This is a genomic window from Rhodovarius lipocyclicus (assembly GCF_009900765.1).
Classification (GTDB): domain Bacteria; phylum Pseudomonadota; class Alphaproteobacteria; order Acetobacterales; family Acetobacteraceae; genus Rhodovarius; species Rhodovarius lipocyclicus.
The window spans coordinates 39,228-55,212 of the sequence record NZ_JAAABL010000016.1 but is presented as its reverse complement, the minus strand read 5'-3'; the positions used below and the strand labels follow the sequence as shown (position 1 = coordinate 55,212).

The window sequence follows — 15,985 nt, the reverse complement described above, 5'->3', positions numbered from 1 at the left end:
GCGGTGCGGGGCTTGCCCGGCGGGCGGATTTGCTGGACATCTGCTGATGGAGAAGGCAGGATTGCTGCACCGCACAAGACTCAGCGCGGAAACGACACAAGACGCCAGACCAAGAAACAGGCCCAGACAATCCGCCGGGCCGGGACCATTCGGGGCCAGAGTCATGACCGATTCATCCATCGCGGCCGCGCCGGATCCTTCCGTGCGCTGGGTGCCGCCTTCCGCTGCCGCCAATGGCAGCCAGTACCCACGCCCGCCGCTGGGCCTGGCGATGCGCCGCGGCATCATGGGCCGCTGCCCCGTGTGCGGCGAGGGTCATGTCTTCCAGTCCTTCCTGAAGCTGGCCCCGAAATGCGAGAGTTGCGGCACCGCCTTCGGCAAGCTGCGGCCTGACGACGCCGCGCCCTATTTCGTCATCCTGCTGGCCGGCCACATCCTGATGCCGCCGATCTTCTGGATCGACCGTGCCTATGAACCGCCGATCTGGCTGCACATGGTGGTCTGGCTGCCGCTGTTCGCCGTGGTGTGCACCCTGCTGCTGCGCCCGGTGAAGGGCGCCATCGTGGGGTTGCTGTGCCGGCTGGGCATCACCGGCAACACGGATGACCCCAACCTGTTCGGCGACAAGCCCGAATAAGCCATGGTGGACCGCCGCCTCATTCGCGTGGACATGCCGGAGATGGCTCCGCTGCCCAGCGCCTATGCCGAGGCGGACCGCCTGCAGGCGTTGCAGGACCTGCTCTCGGACAATCAGTTCGCGCCCTCCGGCATGGGGGTCGGGCCGTTCGGGCTGGAGATCAGCCTGCGCGATGGGCGGCTGGTGTTCGACATCCGCGACGCCGACCACAAGCCCCTGCGCGCCATCGTGCTGGCGCTGGGCCCGTTCCGGCGGCTGATCAAGGACTATCGCATGGTGGTCGAAAGCCATGAGATGGCGGTGGCGGACGGCATGGGCGAGGCCCGCATCCAGGCGATCGATATGGGCCGGCGCGGCTTGCACAACGAAGGCGCCGCACTGTTGATGGAACGTCTGGAGGGGCGGGTGGCGCTGGACCATGAGACCGCGCGGCGGCTGTTCACGCTGATCTGCGCGCTGCATCAGCGGATCTGAGGCCGGGGGCCTTGCCCCCGGAGCCCCCAGCAAGGGGCTCTGCCCCTTGCATCCCCGCCAAAGGCCGAAAGGCCCTTGGAACCCAACAGATTGGCGCCTTACCTTGCCAGGTTGGGCGCCATTTTCATGATAAAAACCAATAGGAAACACCTTCCCAAGGTCAGCGCCAAACTGCTCTAGGTCCAGGACCGAGCACGGTCCTGGCGGGGGTCCAGGGGGCAGCGCCCCCTGGTGGGGCCAGGGGGGCAAGGCCCCCGTGCTCAGTGCGCGATCTTCTCCGCCACATCCCGGTATCCGGCCCGCCGCGCCGGCGGCAGCGGGTGCCGGCCTGACACGCGTTCCAGCAGGGTACGCATCGCCGCATCATCCCCCGCGTCGCGCGCCGCGACCAGGAAGAACTGTTCCAGCACATCCTGCTGGGCGTAGCTGCCGCCCAGCGTGTGCATCGTGCCCAGTGCCGGCAGCATGCGCCGCACCGCGCCCGCGGCATCGCCCCGGGCGTGCAGGGCGATGGCCTCGCACACCGGCAGGGCGGCGTCGCGCAGGATGGCGGCCTGCGGGCCATTGCCGCGCGCGGCTTCGCGCAGGGCCTCCAGCATGCGGGCGGCGGCGGCCTCACGGCCGGTGGCGGTCAGCGCCATCATCCAGTGCGGCAGGGTGAAGCCCGACAGCGTGTCGCCGATCCGGGCCTCGGCCTTGTCGGCGATTTCCACCCAGCGGTCGCCCACATCCACGCCCTGACGCTGCAGCCGCCACAGCATGGAGGCCGCGTTCTGGCAGTCGATGTACAGGTCCGGCTGCATCTGCGTCACCTCGCTGCCCAGGTCCCGGAAGCCGGTGTCGTACAGCTCCAGCACGCGGTCATGCTGGCCGAGTTCCAGGTGATACATGGCCTGGTGCCATTCCACATGGTGACGGATGTTGTTGGTGCCGCCGAAATGCGGGCGCAGGCTTTCCACCCATTGCACGCCCTCGCCGCGCCGGCCCTGCATCTCCAGCGTATGGGCCACGGCGTGCACGGCCCACAGGTCCGCGGGGTCCATCGCCACGGCGGCGCGGCCGGCGTGCTCGGCCAGCACATAGTCGCCGCATTCCTCCGCCGCGAAGGCGCGGCAGGCCAGCATGCTGCCATAGCCGGGGTCGTCCCGGCCCCAGGCGGGCATGACGCGCTCCACCACCTCTCGCATCACCGGCGCGCGGCCCAGCCAGAAGGCGCAGAAATGATGCAGGCGGAAGGCCAGGATGTCGCGCGGGTATTGGGCCAGCACCTGCTCCCAGATATGGATCGCGCGGTCCCAGTCGAGCCCCGCCCAGGCGCGGACGGCGGCGATGTACAGCGCCTCACGCGGGTTGGGGTTCAGGGCCTCGGCCTTGTCGGCGGCGGCCAGCGCGGCCGGCACGGCGGCCGCCTTGTAGGACAGCATGGCGAAGACGCCCTTCATCAGCACCGCCAGCGGTGCCTCGGGGTCCAGCGCCAGCACGGCCTTCAGGCGCAGCGGCGTGTCCAGCCGGTTCTTCAGGAAGCCCTCGACCAGGTGGTCGAAGGCGGCGGCCGCCTCGGCGGAGGCGATGGACATCTCCAGCCCCTGGGCATTGCGATGGCTCATGCTGCGCTCTCCTTCAGGCCATGCTCTGCCAGCACGGCATCGGTATGCTGCCCCAGCCCGGGTGAGGGCGAAAGGATGGGCCCGATTCCCGGCAGCGCCACCATGGGCACGGGGCCGAGGCCGGGCTGGTCCAGCAGGGGCGCCGCGTTCACTTCCTTCACATGGGGCTCGGCCAGCCATTCCAGCGGGGTGTTCATGCGGTCCGTCAGCAGGCGCTTGGTGCGGAACAGGGCGAGCCATTCCTCGCAGCTCCGGGTCAGGAAGATCTCCCGCAGCAGGGGCAGCAGCGCGGATTTGTTGGCGGCGCGGGCGGGGAAATCGGCGAAGCGCGGGTCCTCCAGCAGGTGGGGGGCGCCCATCAGCGTCACCAGGTCCACCCATTCCTGCTCCCGCACCAGGGCCACCATCACCCAGGCGCCATCGGCGCAGGCGTAGCTGCCGGCGGGCACGTTCAGCTCCGGCGGCTGGCGGCCCAGCAGGCCGACATCGGCCACCTGGATGGACAGCAGCGAGGCGGCACCCGCCATCAGCGAGCAATCCAGGATGCGCTGGCGCGGCGCGCCGCCCCGCGCGCCTTCGGCCAGGCGGTCGGCCAGCGCGGCCTGCACGGCGGCGAAGGTGCACATGCCCGTGTGGATGTCGATCGGCGTGGTGTAGGCGCGGTGGGGCACGTCATCCATGCCCTTGTTCAGCGCGGCGAAGCCCGAGAAGGCCTGCATCACGCTGTCCGTGCAGGGGCGTTCGGTGTGCGGCCCCTTCTGCCCGAAGCCCGAGACGGAGGCATAGACCACATCCGCCTTGCAATGTTCCGGGCCGAGCCCGATGCGCGCCGCCACCCCGGGGCGGAAGGCCTCGATCACCACATCGGCCTTCGCGGCCAGCGCCTGGACCTGGCGCTTGCCGTCCTCGGTCGCCATGTCCAGCACCACGCCGCGCTTGCCGCGGTTGAACACCGTGCTCATCACCGAATGGTCGCCCTGGCGGGTGCCGAGGCCGCGCGACCAGTCGCCCTTGGGCGGTTCCAGCTTGATCACCTCCGCGCCCATCGCGGCCAGCAGCATGCCGCAATAGGGCCCGGCGATACCCTGTGCCGCGTCCAGCACCAGAAGTCCTTTGTAGGGCTGCATGGGCGTTTCCTCTCGTTTCTTTTCGTGCCTATCCTGCCCGCAACGAGAAGATTGGGAAGGGTAGGATGCGGATTTCATGCCGGATGGGCCGCCGCGCGGCCTTGTCATTGCCATTCGTGGCCACCGCCGCCGTGGCGCAGGAGGCATGGCCGAGCAAGCCCGTGCGCATGATGGTGCCCTATCCGCCCGGCGGGCCCACCGACATCCTGGGCCGCATCGCCGCCAACCGCCTGACGCAGGACCTCGGCCAGCCCTTCGTGGTGGAGAACCGGGGCGGGGCAGGGGGCTCCATCGGGGCCGAGATGATCGCGCGCGCGGCCCCCGATGGCTACAATTTCCTGGTCAATGCCTCGGCCCATGTGATCGTGCCGCACATGATGCGGGTGAACTACGACCCGGTGCGGGATTTCGCGCCGGTCACCACCATCGCCTCCGTGCCGCTGATGCTGGTGGTGCCCGTCTCCTCCCCCGCGCGGGATGTGCAGGGGCTGATCGCGCATCTGCGCGCGACCCCCACCGCGCGCAGCTTCGCCTCATCCTCCAACGGCGGCGCGCCGCACCTGGCGGGGGAGATGTTCAAGCTGGCCACGGGGATCGAGCTGCAGCACGTGCCCTATCGCGGTTCCGGCCAGGCGCTGCCGGATGTGGTGGCGGGGCAGGTGGGCTTCATGATCGACAGCATGGCCAGCAGCGCCGACCTGGTGCGCCAGGGCCGGCTGCGGGCGCTGGCTGTGACCACCCGCGACCGCCAGCCCGCCTTCCCCGATCTGCCGACCATGGAGCAGGCGGGGCTGCCGGGCTTCGTCATCACCACCTGGTACGGCATCTGGGCCCCGGCGGGCACGCCCGCGCGCCTCGTGACCGCGATGCAGGAGGCCACGGCGAAGGCCCTGGCCAACCCGGAATCCGGGCAGCGGCTGGCGGCGCTGGGCGCCATCGCCGGGGGCGAGAGCCCCGAGACCTATGCCGATTTCACCACGGCCGAGAACGCCCGCTACGCGCGGCTCGTTCGCGAGGCCAATATCAGGGCTGAATGATGCGAGCAGTCGTTTGCGAATCCTGGCGCCCCTTCGACGAGTTGGAGTTGAAGGAGGTCGCCCCCCCACCGCTGCGCCCGGGTTCGGTGCGTATCCGGGTGGAGGCGACGGGCATTTCCTTCGCCACCCAGCTGGTGGTGCAGGGCAAGTACCAGCGCCAGCCGCCCCGCCCCTTCACCCCGGGCACCGAGATCGCGGGCACGGTGATCGAGGCAGCCGCCGGCGTGGGCATCCCCCCCGGCACCCGCGTGTTCGCGGTGCTGGATTGGGGGGGCCTCGCCGAGGAAGCGGTGGCGGATGCCATCCATGTGATGCCGCTGCCCGATGAACTGCCGCTGGATGCCGCTGTCTCCATGCCCATCAGCTACCCCACCGCCGGGGCATCCCTGCTGTGGCGCACGGATGTGGGCCCGGGCGATTGGGTGCTGGTGCATGGTGCCGCCGGCGGCGTGGGGCTGGCGGGGGTTGAGATCGCCAAGGCCATGGGCGCGCGCGTGATCGCCCGCGCCGGGGCCGCCAAGCACGCCCTGCTGCACGATCGCGGCGCGGATGTGGTGCTGGACAGCGCCGTGCCCTTCAAGGACGCGGTGCTGGAAGCCACCGGCGGGCTGGGTTGCATGGCGGTGCTGGATGTGCTGGGGGGCGACGACTTCGATCCCTCGCTGCGCTGCCTGCGGGAAGGGGGGACGCTGGTCACCATCGGCTATGCGGGCGGGCATATCCCCACCGTGCCCGCCAACATCCTGCTGCTGAAGAACATCGCGGTCGCGGGGCTGAACTGGGGCACCTATATCGGCTGGTCCCCGGGCGACAACCGCGACCGCTACGCCCAGCGCGTGCGCGCGCTGTGGGGGCAGCTTGTGGAATGGTGGCAACAGGGCAAGCTGCGCCCGGAAGTGCACGCGCGCTTCCCGCTCGCCCAATTCCGGGAAGCGATGGCCGAAGTCGCCGCCCGCCGCAGCGTGGGCCGCGTGGTGCTGAAACCGCAGGAGTAGTAGCCGCATGGCCTGGCAGGCGAAGTTCATGGTGCAGAATGGCCGCGTGATCCCGTGGGAGGAGGGGCGCATCCACCCCCACGCCCTGGCCGTCACCTATGCTGCCACGGTGTTCGAGGGCATCCGTGCCTATCGCCACCCCGAGACCGGCGCCTATGCGGTGTTCCGCCTGAAGGAACACCTGGACCGCATCATGCAGGGCGTGAAGATCATGCGGTTCGAGAACCCGCCCAGCCTGGAGCAGATGCACGCCGACATCCTGCGCCTGATCCCGCTGAATGAGCCGGACGACGACGTGTATATCCGCCTGCAGGTGCTGGTGGACGGCCCCGGCACCCAGGCCACGCGCGGGCCCACCGGCTGGACGGTGGTGGCCATCCCGCGTGAGCGCTCGCCGGGTTTCGGTAGCGGGCTGGCGGTGGGCATCTCCTCCTGGACACGCATCACCGACAATTCCATGCCGCCGCGCGTGAAGGCGGTGGCGAACTACCACGCCGGGCGGTTCGTCACGATGCAGGCCAAGGCCGATGGCTATGACACCGCGCTGATCATGAACAACCAGGGCAAGGTCAGCGAAGGCCCTGGCGCCTGCCTGTTCATCGTCCGCGACGGGCGGCTGATCACGCCCAACCGCGGCAGCGACATCCTGGAAAGCGTGACGCGGACCACCGTGATCCAGGTGGCGCGCGAGATGGGCTATGCCGTCGAGGAAGCCCAGGTGGACCGCACGGAGCTGTATGTGGCCGATGAGGTGTTCCTGTGCGGCACGGGCCAGGAGCTGGTGCCGGTGGCCAGCGTGGACCGGCTGCCGGTGGGCGATGGCAAGCCCGGGCCGATCACCATGGCCCTGCAGGCGCGGTACGAGGCGCTGGTGCGGGGGACGACGGCGGATCATCCGGAATGGCGGACGGCGGTGTAGCGCGCTGGGGAGGCGCTGCCTCCCCAGGCCCCTCCGCCGGGGACACGCGTGTCCCCGGACCCCAGCGTCGCGGCGCTCCGCGCCGCTTTCGAGACCAAGGGGTTTCTCATTGAAAATTAATAAGAAACCCCTTTCCAAGCATCAGCTCCAAGCCAAAACTGATGAAAAGTAATGGGGGAGTTTGAGGGGGAAAGTCATTTCCCCCTCAACGGGAGTGTGAGGGCGGCGCCCTCACACCGCCCCCGAGCACGGAGCGCCCCATGACCACCACCGACCGCCACATCCTGGACCTGCATCGCCGAGGCCTGCTGACCGGCGCGCTCGCGCTCACGGCCCTGGTCACCCAGCCCGGCTGCGTGGCGCTGGCCCAGGACCAGGGGCTGTTCGGCCTGGGTGTCGCCAGTGGCGACCCCTGGCCCGATTCCGTGGTGCTCTGGACCCGCCTGACCCCCGCGACCCCCGACCCCGTGCCCCTGCGCTGGGAGTTGGCCACCGATGACGGCTTCGGCCAGGTCGTGGCGCGGGGCGAGGCGCTGGCCAGCCCCGACCATGCCCATGCGGTGCATGTGATCCCGCAGGGGCTTCAGCCCGGGCGGCGCTACTGGTACCGCTTCCACGCCCAGGGCCAGACCAGCCCGGTGGGGCGCACCCGCACGGCGCCCGCGCCCGGGGCCGATGTGCCGGTGCGCTTCGTGAATGCCAGCTGCCAGCGCTATGAGCACGGGCTGTTCACCGCCTGGCGCCATGTGGCGGCGGATGACACGCTGGATTTCGTCTTCTTCAATGGCGACTACATCTATGAGTACGCCCACCGCGCGGCGGGCTCCACGCCCATCCTGGTGCGCGCGGTCGATGGGCCGGAATGCGTGACGCTGGACCAGTACCGCGCCCGCTACGCCCAGTACCGCCGCGACCCCGACCTGCAGGCGGCCCATGCCGCGCACCCCTTCATCGTCGTGTTCGACGATCATGAGGTGCAGAACAACTGGGTCAGCGACATCCCCTCCGTCCCGCAGCCGGCGGGGGTGGAGTTCGCGCTGCGCAAGGCCGCGGCCTTCCGCGCCTGGTACGAGAACATGCCGGTGCGCCCCGGCGCCCTGCCGCGCGGGGCGGAGATCACGGCCTATCGCCGGCTGGTGTTCGGGCGGCAGATGGCGCTGCATGTGCTCGACACGCGCGGATACCGCGACGACCAGCCCTGCGGCGACGGCCGCAAGCCCGCTTGCGAGGCCGTGCACAACCCCGCCGCCCAGGTGCTGGGCCCGGCGCAGGAGGCCTGGCTGTTCGACAGCGTGGCCGGCAACAGCGCCGCCATGCAGGTGCTGGGCCAGCAGATCTTCATGGCCCCGCGCCCAGGGCCGCATGGGGAGGTGTCCATGGACAGCTGGGACGGCTACCCGGCCGCCCGCGCGCGGGTGATGCGGGGGCTGCGCCAGCGCGGCGTGGCCAACCCCATCGTGCTGACCGGCGACGTGCACCGCGCCTGGGCGGGGCTGGTGATGGTGGACGAACAGGCGCTGGGCACGGAATTCGTCGCCACCTCCATCAGCAGCGACGGCGATGGGCGCGATGCCGACCAGGGCGCGCTGGCGCTGATCGGCGCGCATCCGCATCTGCGCTTCCATTCCGCCCGGCGCGGCTATACCCGGCATGAGGCCAAGGACGGCCAGATGCTGGCGGAATTCGTGGCGCTGCCCTTCGTCAGCCATCCGGGCGCCGAGGCCCGCATCGTGGCAAGGCTGATGACGGAGGCCCGCGCACCCGGCATCATCACCGCCTGAGGAACGCCGAACAGGGGGAAACATGACAAGCATCGGTTTCGTGGGGCTGGGCCGGATGGGCCTGCCGATGGCGCTGAACCTGGTGCGCGCCGGCCACCGGGTGGCGGGCTTCGACCTGAGCGCCGCGGCGCTGGAAGCCTTCGCCGCCGCCGGCGGCACCCTGGCCACCAGCGCGGCGGAGGCCGCGCGCGGCGCCGAGGTGATCATCACCATGCTGCCCGCCGGGCGCCATGTGCGCGATGCGTGGCTGGGCGAGGGCGGCATGGCCGCCGCCGCCAGCGCCGACGCCCTGCTGCTGGATTGCTCGACCATCGATGTCGGCACGGCGCGGGAACTGGCCCGCACGCTGGGGGCGCGCATGCTGGATGCCCCGGTCTCGGGCGGGGTGATGGGGGCGGAGGCCGGCACCTTGACCTTCATGGTCGGCGGCGAGGCCGCGGCCTTCGCGGCGGCGGACCCTATCCTGGCCTCCATGGGCCGCAAGCGGGTGCATTGCGGCGCGGCGGGGGCGGGGCAGGCGGCCAAGGCCTGCAACAACATGCTGCTGGCGATCTCCATGATCGGCACCTGCGAGGCCTTCGTGCTGGCCGAGCGGCTGGGCCTGTCGCACCAGGCGCTGTTCGATGTGGCCAGCACCTCCTCCGGCCAATGCTGGTCGCTGAACACCTATTGCCCGGTGCCGGGGCCGGTGCCCTCCAGCCCCGCGAACCGGGACTACGCCCCGGGCTTCGCCACCGCGCTGATGGTGAAGGACCTCGGCCTGGCGCAGCAGGCGGCCGAGGAATACGGCGCGGCCACGCCGCTGGGGCAGATGGCGCTGGAACTGTACGAAAGCTTCGCGGCGGAGGACGGTTCGGCGTTGGATTTCTCGGCGATCATCGGGATGCTGCGCGGTCAGCCCCGCTGAAGCGCGCCCCCGCATTCTGCGCCCTGAAATTGCCGCACTGGCCGTGTCCGTTCCGGCCACTGGAAGCACCGGAAAGGGGTTCCGATGGGGTGGTGGGAAAAGAAGTCCTCGCGCTGGCAGGCCTGCATCGTGGCCCAGGTGGGGGGTGCGGCCGTGCTGGGCGGCGGGGTGTTCTTCATGCAGTTCCGCTCGCCCGATCTGGGCGGCGTGCGGCCGATCTTCCTGGCGCTGGCGGGCGGCGCGGGGGTGGGCGGCAGCATCGGCAGCGGCATCTCCATCCCGTATTCGGATGTGGTGCGCCAGCTCATCAACCCGCAATTCCACCCGCCGGTCGATGACTATGGCTGGGGCGACCTGAACGGCAATTTTTCCTGCGCGGAGATCCAGCGGGAACGCTTCGACATCGCGCAGGTGGGCGCCTCTGCCGTGGTGCTGGGGGCGCAGGTGGTGGTGTTCACCATCACGGAGGTGCACCTGTTCGACCCGGACCGCACCCTGTGCAGCACCCGGCTGAACATCCCGCGCAACCTGCCCCAGGTGGGCACGGCCCTGCTGGACCTGCCGCAGATCCAGGGCGGGCTGGGGGCGGGGGCCTTCGCCTTCCGGGGCACGCTGTTCTATATTGGGAGTTAGACCATCGCCCGGTCGGATGGCATCATCCGATCGGGCCAAGATGATCGTGCGGTTATGCGAAGCCCTCGGGGAAGATGTGCAGCCCGTCCGCGCCCAGGGGCAGTTCCAGCACGCGCGTGACGGCCGAGAGCGGCAGCGCGGCATACAGATGCGGGAACAGGCCGGGGCGGCCGCTGGCGGGCGGCTCGAAGCGCAGCGAATCGCCCAGGGGGGCGCTGGCGGCCTCGATGATCAGCAGGTCGTGCTCTCCGCGCCGGTGCTTGGCGGCGGTGGCGCGCAGCTGGGCGGCGGTGGAGAAATGCAGGAAGCCGTCGCGGCGGTCGTCGGCACTGCCGGTGTAAGCGCCGGCCGATTCCGCGGCGGTCCAATCGGCGCGGCGGACCAGGGTGTAGATGAAGGGTTCCATGGGCCCTGTGTCCCAGGCACCGGTGCCGGGGGCAAGAGGGCCGGGAGGGGCGTGCACCCCTCCCGGTGACCAGTTACGCCGCCTGGGCTTCGACCAGCTTGGGCTGGGCGGGGGCGCTGGTGGCGATCTCGATCCGGCGGGGCTTCAGCGCCTCGGGCACCACGCGCTCCAGGCCCACATGCAGCAGGCCGTTGCGCAGCTCGGCACCCTTCACCACCAGATGGTCGGCCAGCACGAAGCGGCGCTCGAAGGCGCGGCCGGCGATGCCCCGGTGCAGATAGCTGCGGGCCGCGCCCTGCTGTTCGGCCGGGCGGCCGGCGACGAGCAGCGTGTCGCCCTTCACTTCCAGCTCCAGCTCCGATTCGCTGAAGCCGGCGACCGCGAGGGTCAGGACATAGCTGTCCTCACCGGTGCGCTCGATGTTGTAGGGGGGGTAGCTCTGTGCCTCGGTGCCGCGCGCGCCCTCGACCAGGCGGGCCAGACGGTCGAAACCGATGGCGGTGCGGAACAGCGGAGAGAAATCGACAGCATTCATAAAAAAACCTCCTGCATCAGCAAGGTTCATGCGAAGCGACGAACCCTGATGCATGAGGCCCTGTGGCACCCCCGGGACGGGCGATGCCGGCCCCGGAACACCGGGCCGCCGTGGCGGGGCCCCATCAGGGCACCCCGCACACGGCGGATATGGAAAAGGCCACCCCCTGTTGCAAGGGGTGGCCTTCAAGCCTTCCGCGAGATGGAGAAGGGCGGCTCAGCCGCGCTTCAGGCCCAGCCCGGCGAACTTCTTGTTGAACTTGGCGACCTGGCCGCCGGTGTCCATGATGCGCTGCACGCCGGTCCAGGCCGGGTGGCTCTTGGGGTCGATGTCCAGGCGCAGCGTGTCGCCTTCCTTGCCGTAGCAGGAGCGCGTTTGGAAGCTGGAGCCGTCGGTCATCACCACGGTGATGGCGTGGTACTCGGGATGGGTGTCGGACTTCATGGCGCTACTCTCGGCTCTCTCGACTACGTGTCAGCTTACACGGCGCCCGGTCCGGCCCCGCAGGAATGCGGGCGTATAAGCCGCCATTCCCCGGGACGCAACCCGCAGCGCGCGGGGCAGGGCAAGATTCAGCGCTGGCCGCGTGCCCATTCCTGGATGGACCGCGGCCGGCCGCCGCCGCCACCACCCCCGCCGCCCCATTGCTGCGGCCGGCCGCCGCCGCCACCCCATTGCGGAGCCGGCCGCCCGCCGCCGCCCCAGCCGCCACCACCGCCCCATTGGGGGCGCGGCGGGGGCGGCGCGTAATAGGCGCGCGGGGGCGGCGCGTAATAGCTGCGCGGCGCGGCGTAATAGGGACGGCCATAGCCGCCACCATAGCCGCCGCCATAGTAGCCGCCGCTATAGACCGGCCCGCCATAGCCATAGCCCGGCTCCACGCAACCCGTCAGGGCCAGCCCGGCGGCGGTGATCATGGCGGCGAATGTGAGGCGGCGCATGGCTGCCCTCCTGTTCGGCACCGCCCCGGGGTTTGGGGGGATGGGGTGGTGCCATGGTCGAAAGATGAACGCGGATCGCGGCGAATTGTTGGCGGCCAAAGGTTTTTCTTGTGATGGCCGGCTTTTCATTCTCCCAGTCCCGATGTGGGTAAGGAAAAACCCGGATCAAGACAAGATTTGCTGCGCCAGGAATGCCTCCGTGTCCTGCAACCCGGCGGGCTTGCCGATTTCATAGAAGCGTTCGGTCACGGCAAAGCCCGCCAGCCGCCCTTCCAGCGCCAGCGCCCCGGTCAGGGCCGACAGGTCCCATGGGTCGGGCGCGGGCCATCCGGCGACCACGCCCGCGGTGAAGACGGACAATCCGTAATCGATCCATTCCACGCCGGGCTGGCCGCGCGCGGCCTTGTCGTGCCGCAGCACCCGCCCGTCCTGGAATTCCACATTGGAGGGGTCCCAGCGGTCCTGGTTGCGCAGCACCGTCAGCAGGGCGGGCGCGCCGGCGGCCCGGAAGGCGGCCCAGACCGGGGCGGCCTCGATGGGCAGGTAGCTGTCGCCGTAGAGGACGAAGAATTCCGGCCCCAGCAGCGGCAGGGCATGGCGCAGCGCGCCGCCGGTGCCGCGCCGCGTGGGCCCCTCATGGCTGATCGCGATCTCCAGCCCGAACCCGCCCCCGCGCGCGGCCAGGAAGGCCTCCACCTGCTCCGACAGGTGCCCCAGGCACAGCACCACGCGCGAAAACCCCTGGGCGGCCGCCAGGCGCAGCTGGTGGGCCAGGAAGGGCTCGCCCGCCACCGGCACCAGCACCTTGGGGATGGTTTCCGTGATCGGGCGCAGCCGGGTCGCCAGCCCGCCGGCCAGGATGGCGAGCGGGGGCAGCATCAGCCGACCAGCACCTGGGTGCCCTGGCTGTCCAGCTCGACCGGCACCTCGGTCAGCCCCGCGCCGCGCATGGCCGCGCGCAGCGCCGCCGGGTCATGCGCGTAGAACAGCAGGAAGCCGCCGCCGCCCGCCCCCACCAGCTTGCCGCCCACCGCCCCGTTGCGCAGGGCCAGATCGTACCAGGCGTTGATCTGCGGGCTGCTCATGGCGCCGGAGCGCTTCTTCTTGGCTTCCCAATGCTCGCGCATGATCTCCCCCCAGCGGGGCAGGTCGCCGCGCAGGAAGGCGTCGCGGGTCTCGTAGCCCAGCGCCTTCACCCGATCCAGGTTCGCCAGCATGCCCGCATCGGCGGTGCGGGAGGCCTTGTCCTGCTCCGCCAGGATGCTGCCGGCGCTGCGGGTGCGGCCGGTGAAGAACATCAGCGTGTTGGCGTGCAGCGCCTCCAGCGTCGCGGGGGCCACGGGCAGCGCCTCGGCCACCACCTGCCCGTCGCGGGCGAAGGTGAAGGCCGTGAGGCCGCCCACCGCCGCGATATACTGGTCCTGCTTGCCGATCGGCTCGCCCAGGCGGTGGATCTCGATATGGCAGGCCTGTTCGGCCAGCTCCCCGGGCGCGATGTCGCGGCCCAGCAGCCGGTGCAGCCCCTTCAGCAGGGCGGTGGTGAAACTGCCGGAGGAACCGAGCCCCGTGCCCGCCGGGATATCGGCCACCGAAGTGACCTCCATCGCGGTTTCCGCGTGCAGGCCGAGTTCCAGCAGCGCCTCGCGGATGATGGGGTGGTGGATGTCCGCCACCCGCTCCGGCCGCTCGATGCTGGAGTATTTCAGCAGCAGCCCCGCCTCCAGCGTGCGCTGCAGGGAAACATAGACATGCTGGCGGATGGCCATGGCCAGCAGGAAGCCTTCGCGTTCCTGGTAGTAGCTGGGCAGGTCCGTCCCGCCCCCGCCGATGGAGATGCGCAGCGGCGAGCGGGTGACGATCATGGCGCGTGGCCCGGGGCGACGGCGTAGAACACCAGGTCGATGCCGTCATGGTCATGCGCACGCAGATGGAAGCTGTGCCCGGGCAGATGCCGCATGGCCCATTCCGGCAGGGTGAAGATGTCCGCGGGCCAATGATAGGCCGACAGGCCCAGCGAGGGCTTCCAGGCCGCGATGCTGGCGGCGGCGCCGTCCAGCACGGCCTGCTCGGCGCCCTCGGCGTCGATCTTGACGTAGTCCACGCGCCCGCCCGCCAGCTCGGTGTCCAGCGTGACGCAGGGCACCTCCAGCATGCCGGCGGCGGCCTGGCTTTCGGTGATGGTGCCGGGCGTGCCGGTGGGGGTCAGGAACAGGCTGCCGGGGGCGGCGCCGATCGCCATCTGCCGGGGGGTGATGCGCGCCGCGATGTCGGGCCGCAGCCCCTGCTGCAACGCCACCAGCCGCGCGAAGCTCAGCGGGTCGGGCTCATAGGCCAGATAGGCGCCGAAGCCCGGCCCCTGCCAGGTCAGGAAGGTCGCCAGCGTGTCGCCGGAATAGGCGCCGATATCGGCCACCACCGCATCCGGCGGCAGGCGGATCAGCTCCGGGTCGAAATAGATGCGCTGGGGCTGGGGGGCTGGGATCAGCGCCGCGTCCAGCAGCACGCGCCAGGCGATGGCGCCCGCGTATTGGCGCTTGCTCTCGCCATCGGCCAGCGCGTCGTGCACGGCCAGGATGCGGGGGGCGGCCTCGGCATACAGGGCGGGGGGGCCGAACTGGTAGTGCGGGCCGATGCCCTCACCCCAGGCCCAGAAGCCGGCCTGCACCGGATAGGCGCGGGCGATGCCATGGGCGGCCAGCCAGGCGGCGGTGCGGGCATGGACGTGGTTGGGCGACCAGATGCCCACCAGCGCCACCGCGTCGGGGCCGGCCAGCGCCAGGGCCTCATCGGGTGGCAGCACCTTCAGGCCGTCCACCTCGCGCCCCCAGAAGCGGGCGTCGAATTCCACCAGGGCGGCCACCTGGCCGCCGGCGGCGCGCACGGCCGCCGCGATCTTGCGGGGCAGGGCGGCGGAACCCACGACCAGCAGCCGCCCGGTCGCGGCGGCCCCGGTCAGCTCGGCCGCCACATCGGCGCTGAACTGGGCGATGCGGGCGCCGTCCAGCGCCTCCTCCAGCAATTCGCGGCTGGCGGTCATGAGCGGGCCTCCAGAACCCATCGGTGGGCCATGATCCAGCGAAGGGTGGCGCGCACGCTGGCCTCGATGCGGTGGCGCGGCGCCCAGCCCAGCGCGCGCATGCGCGCGCAGTCCAGGAAGATGAACGGGTTGTCCCCGATCCAGCCGCGATCCCCGCCCGTGTGTTCCAGGCGGGGTGCCAGCCCCAACTCCGCCGTGATCCAGCCCACGCTGTCATTCACCTGGCAATAATGATCCTGCCCCAGATTGTAGACGGCGAAGGGTGCGGGCGCGCGTTCCAGCGCGACCAGCATCGCCGTCACGCAATCCTCAACGTGCAGATAGGATTTGCGTTGCCGGCCATCGCCCAGCACCTCCAGCCGGGTGGGATCGGCCAGCAGTTTCCGCGCGAAGTCGAACACATGCCCATGGGTGTAGCGCGGCCCCAGGATCGAGACGAAGCGGAACACCGTGGCGTGGAAGCCGAACCCCCCGGCATAGGCGCTGAGCAGCCCCTCCCCCGCCACCTTGGAGGCCCCGTACAGCGAGGTCTGCACCGGAAACGGCGCGTCCTCCGGCGTCGGGATCACGGGGGTCTCGCCATAGACGCTGCCGGTGGAGGAGAACAGGATGCGCTTCACCCCCGCGGCGCGCATCGCCTCCAGCACGGTGAAGGTGGCGATGGTGTTCTGTTCCAGGTCGCGGCGCGGGTGCTCGGTGCCGAAGCGCACATCGGCGTTGGCGGCCAGGTGGAACACCGCCTCCACCCCCGCCAGGGCCACGGTCAGGGCCGGCTGGTCCAGCACGTCGGCGCGCACCAGGGTGAAGCGGGGGTTGGCCCGCGCGCCCTCCAGGAAGCGTTCCTGGCCGGTGGAGAAATTGTCGTAGCCCACCACGCTGTCGCCGCGCGCCAGCAGGGCATCCACCAGGTTGCTGCCGATGAAGCCGGCGGCCCCGGTCACCAATACCC

Annotated in this window: 18 protein-coding genes; 8 read left to right on the top strand and 10 right to left on the bottom strand. The window is 70.6% G+C overall.

Going from position 1 to position 15,985, the window contains the following annotated elements; genetic code table 11:
- Window positions 1-163: 163 nt before the first annotated feature.
- A complete protein-coding gene (locus GT007_RS12560) occupies window positions 164-637 on the top strand; it encodes a DUF983 domain-containing protein (protein ID WP_160121965.1) in 474 nt (157 codons plus the stop codon).
- A gap of 3 nt (window positions 638-640) precedes the next feature.
- Complete coding sequence (locus tag GT007_RS12555) at window positions 641-1,111, top strand: UPF0262 family protein (RefSeq protein ID WP_160121964.1); 471 nt, start codon at window positions 641-643, stop codon at window positions 1,109-1,111.
- A gap of 260 nt (window positions 1,112-1,371) precedes the next feature.
- Here the strand turns inward: GT007_RS12555 and GT007_RS12550 are convergent, their stop codons facing one another.
- Both GT007_RS12550 and GT007_RS12545 read right to left on the bottom strand, forming a co-directional pair.
- Window positions 1,372-2,718: a tetratricopeptide repeat protein gene (locus GT007_RS12550; protein ID WP_160121963.1), complete on the bottom strand. Its 1,347-nt coding sequence runs from the start codon at window positions 2,716-2,718 to the stop codon at window positions 1,372-1,374.
- A complete protein-coding gene (locus GT007_RS12545; RefSeq protein ID WP_160121962.1) occupies window positions 2,715-3,845 on the bottom strand; it encodes a CaiB/BaiF CoA transferase family protein in 1,131 nt (376 codons plus the stop codon). Before GT007_RS12545 ends, GT007_RS12550 begins: the two co-directional genes overlap by 4 nt.
- A gap of 116 nt (window positions 3,846-3,961) precedes the next feature.
- Here GT007_RS12545 and GT007_RS12540 point away from each other — a divergent pair, with 116 nt between their 5' ends.
- The 6 genes from GT007_RS12540 to GT007_RS12515 all read left to right on the top strand — a co-directional run bounded on the left by GT007_RS12540 (window position 3,962) and on the right by GT007_RS12515 (window position 10,117).
- A complete protein-coding gene (locus GT007_RS12540) occupies window positions 3,962-4,882 on the top strand; it encodes a Bug family tripartite tricarboxylate transporter substrate binding protein (protein ID WP_236571643.1) in 921 nt (306 codons plus the stop codon).
- Window positions 4,882-5,877, top strand: a complete 996-nt coding sequence (locus GT007_RS12535; RefSeq protein ID WP_160121960.1) for an NADPH:quinone oxidoreductase family protein — start codon at window positions 4,882-4,884, stop codon at window positions 5,875-5,877. The genes GT007_RS12540 and GT007_RS12535 overlap by 1 nt, the downstream gene beginning before the upstream one ends.
- Before the next feature lie 7 nt (window positions 5,878-5,884).
- On the top strand, window positions 5,885-6,796 hold the full coding sequence (gene ilvE / locus GT007_RS12530; protein WP_160121959.1) for a branched-chain-amino-acid transaminase: 912 nt from the start codon (window positions 5,885-5,887) through the stop codon (window positions 6,794-6,796).
- Window positions 6,797-7,056: 260 nt separating this feature from the next.
- The gene (locus tag GT007_RS12525; protein ID WP_201451906.1) at window positions 7,057-8,577 is read left to right on the top strand and encodes an alkaline phosphatase D family protein; all 1,521 of its coding nucleotides are present in this window, start codon (window positions 7,057-7,059) and stop codon (window positions 8,575-8,577) included.
- A gap of 22 nt (window positions 8,578-8,599) precedes the next feature.
- Window positions 8,600-9,484, top strand: coding sequence for a 3-hydroxyisobutyrate dehydrogenase (gene mmsB, locus GT007_RS12520; RefSeq protein WP_160121958.1), 885 nt, complete (start codon window positions 8,600-8,602; stop codon window positions 9,482-9,484).
- An 84-nt stretch (window positions 9,485-9,568) separates the two neighbouring features.
- Window positions 9,569-10,117 (top strand): hypothetical protein, encoded by a 549-nt coding sequence (locus tag GT007_RS12515; RefSeq protein ID WP_160121957.1) that lies wholly within the window; start codon window positions 9,569-9,571, stop codon window positions 10,115-10,117.
- Between the two features lie 52 nt (window positions 10,118-10,169).
- On the opposite strand, the gene GT007_RS12510 is transcribed toward GT007_RS12515, so the two are convergent.
- The 8 genes from GT007_RS12510 to GT007_RS12475 all read right to left on the bottom strand — a co-directional run bounded on the left by GT007_RS12510 (window position 10,170) and on the right by GT007_RS12475 (window position 15,977).
- The gene (locus GT007_RS12510; RefSeq protein WP_160121956.1) at window positions 10,170-10,523 is read right to left on the bottom strand and encodes a DUF952 domain-containing protein; all 354 of its coding nucleotides are present in this window, start codon (window positions 10,521-10,523) and stop codon (window positions 10,170-10,172) included.
- A gap of 73 nt (window positions 10,524-10,596) precedes the next feature.
- Entirely contained in the window at window positions 10,597-11,058 is a 462-nt protein-coding gene (locus GT007_RS12505; protein ID WP_160121955.1) for an Hsp20 family protein, read from the bottom strand.
- Window positions 11,059-11,274: 216 nt separating this feature from the next.
- Window positions 11,275-11,502, bottom strand: coding sequence for a 50S ribosomal protein L31 (rpmE, locus tag GT007_RS12500; protein ID WP_160121954.1), 228 nt, complete (start codon window positions 11,500-11,502; stop codon window positions 11,275-11,277).
- 128 nt (window positions 11,503-11,630) lie between these two features.
- Complete coding sequence (locus GT007_RS22205) at window positions 11,631-11,999, bottom strand: hypothetical protein (RefSeq protein ID WP_201451905.1); 369 nt, start codon at window positions 11,997-11,999, stop codon at window positions 11,631-11,633.
- Window positions 12,000-12,164: 165 nt separating this feature from the next.
- Window positions 12,165-12,878: a sugar phosphate nucleotidyltransferase gene (locus GT007_RS12490; protein WP_160121952.1), complete on the bottom strand. Its 714-nt coding sequence runs from the start codon at window positions 12,876-12,878 to the stop codon at window positions 12,165-12,167.
- On the bottom strand, window positions 12,878-13,861 hold the full coding sequence (locus GT007_RS12485; RefSeq protein WP_160121951.1) for a GHMP family kinase ATP-binding protein: 984 nt from the start codon (window positions 13,859-13,861) through the stop codon (window positions 12,878-12,880). Before GT007_RS12485 ends, GT007_RS12490 begins: the two co-directional genes overlap by 1 nt.
- Window positions 13,858-15,036, bottom strand: coding sequence for an FkbM family methyltransferase (locus GT007_RS12480; RefSeq protein ID WP_160121950.1), 1,179 nt, complete (start codon window positions 15,034-15,036; stop codon window positions 13,858-13,860). The genes GT007_RS12485 and GT007_RS12480 overlap by 4 nt, the downstream gene beginning before the upstream one ends.
- On the bottom strand, window positions 15,033-15,977 hold the full coding sequence (locus GT007_RS12475; protein WP_201451904.1) for an NAD-dependent epimerase/dehydratase family protein: 945 nt from the start codon (window positions 15,975-15,977) through the stop codon (window positions 15,033-15,035). Before GT007_RS12475 ends, GT007_RS12480 begins: the two co-directional genes overlap by 4 nt.
- Between the last annotated feature and the right edge of the window lie 8 nt (window positions 15,978-15,985).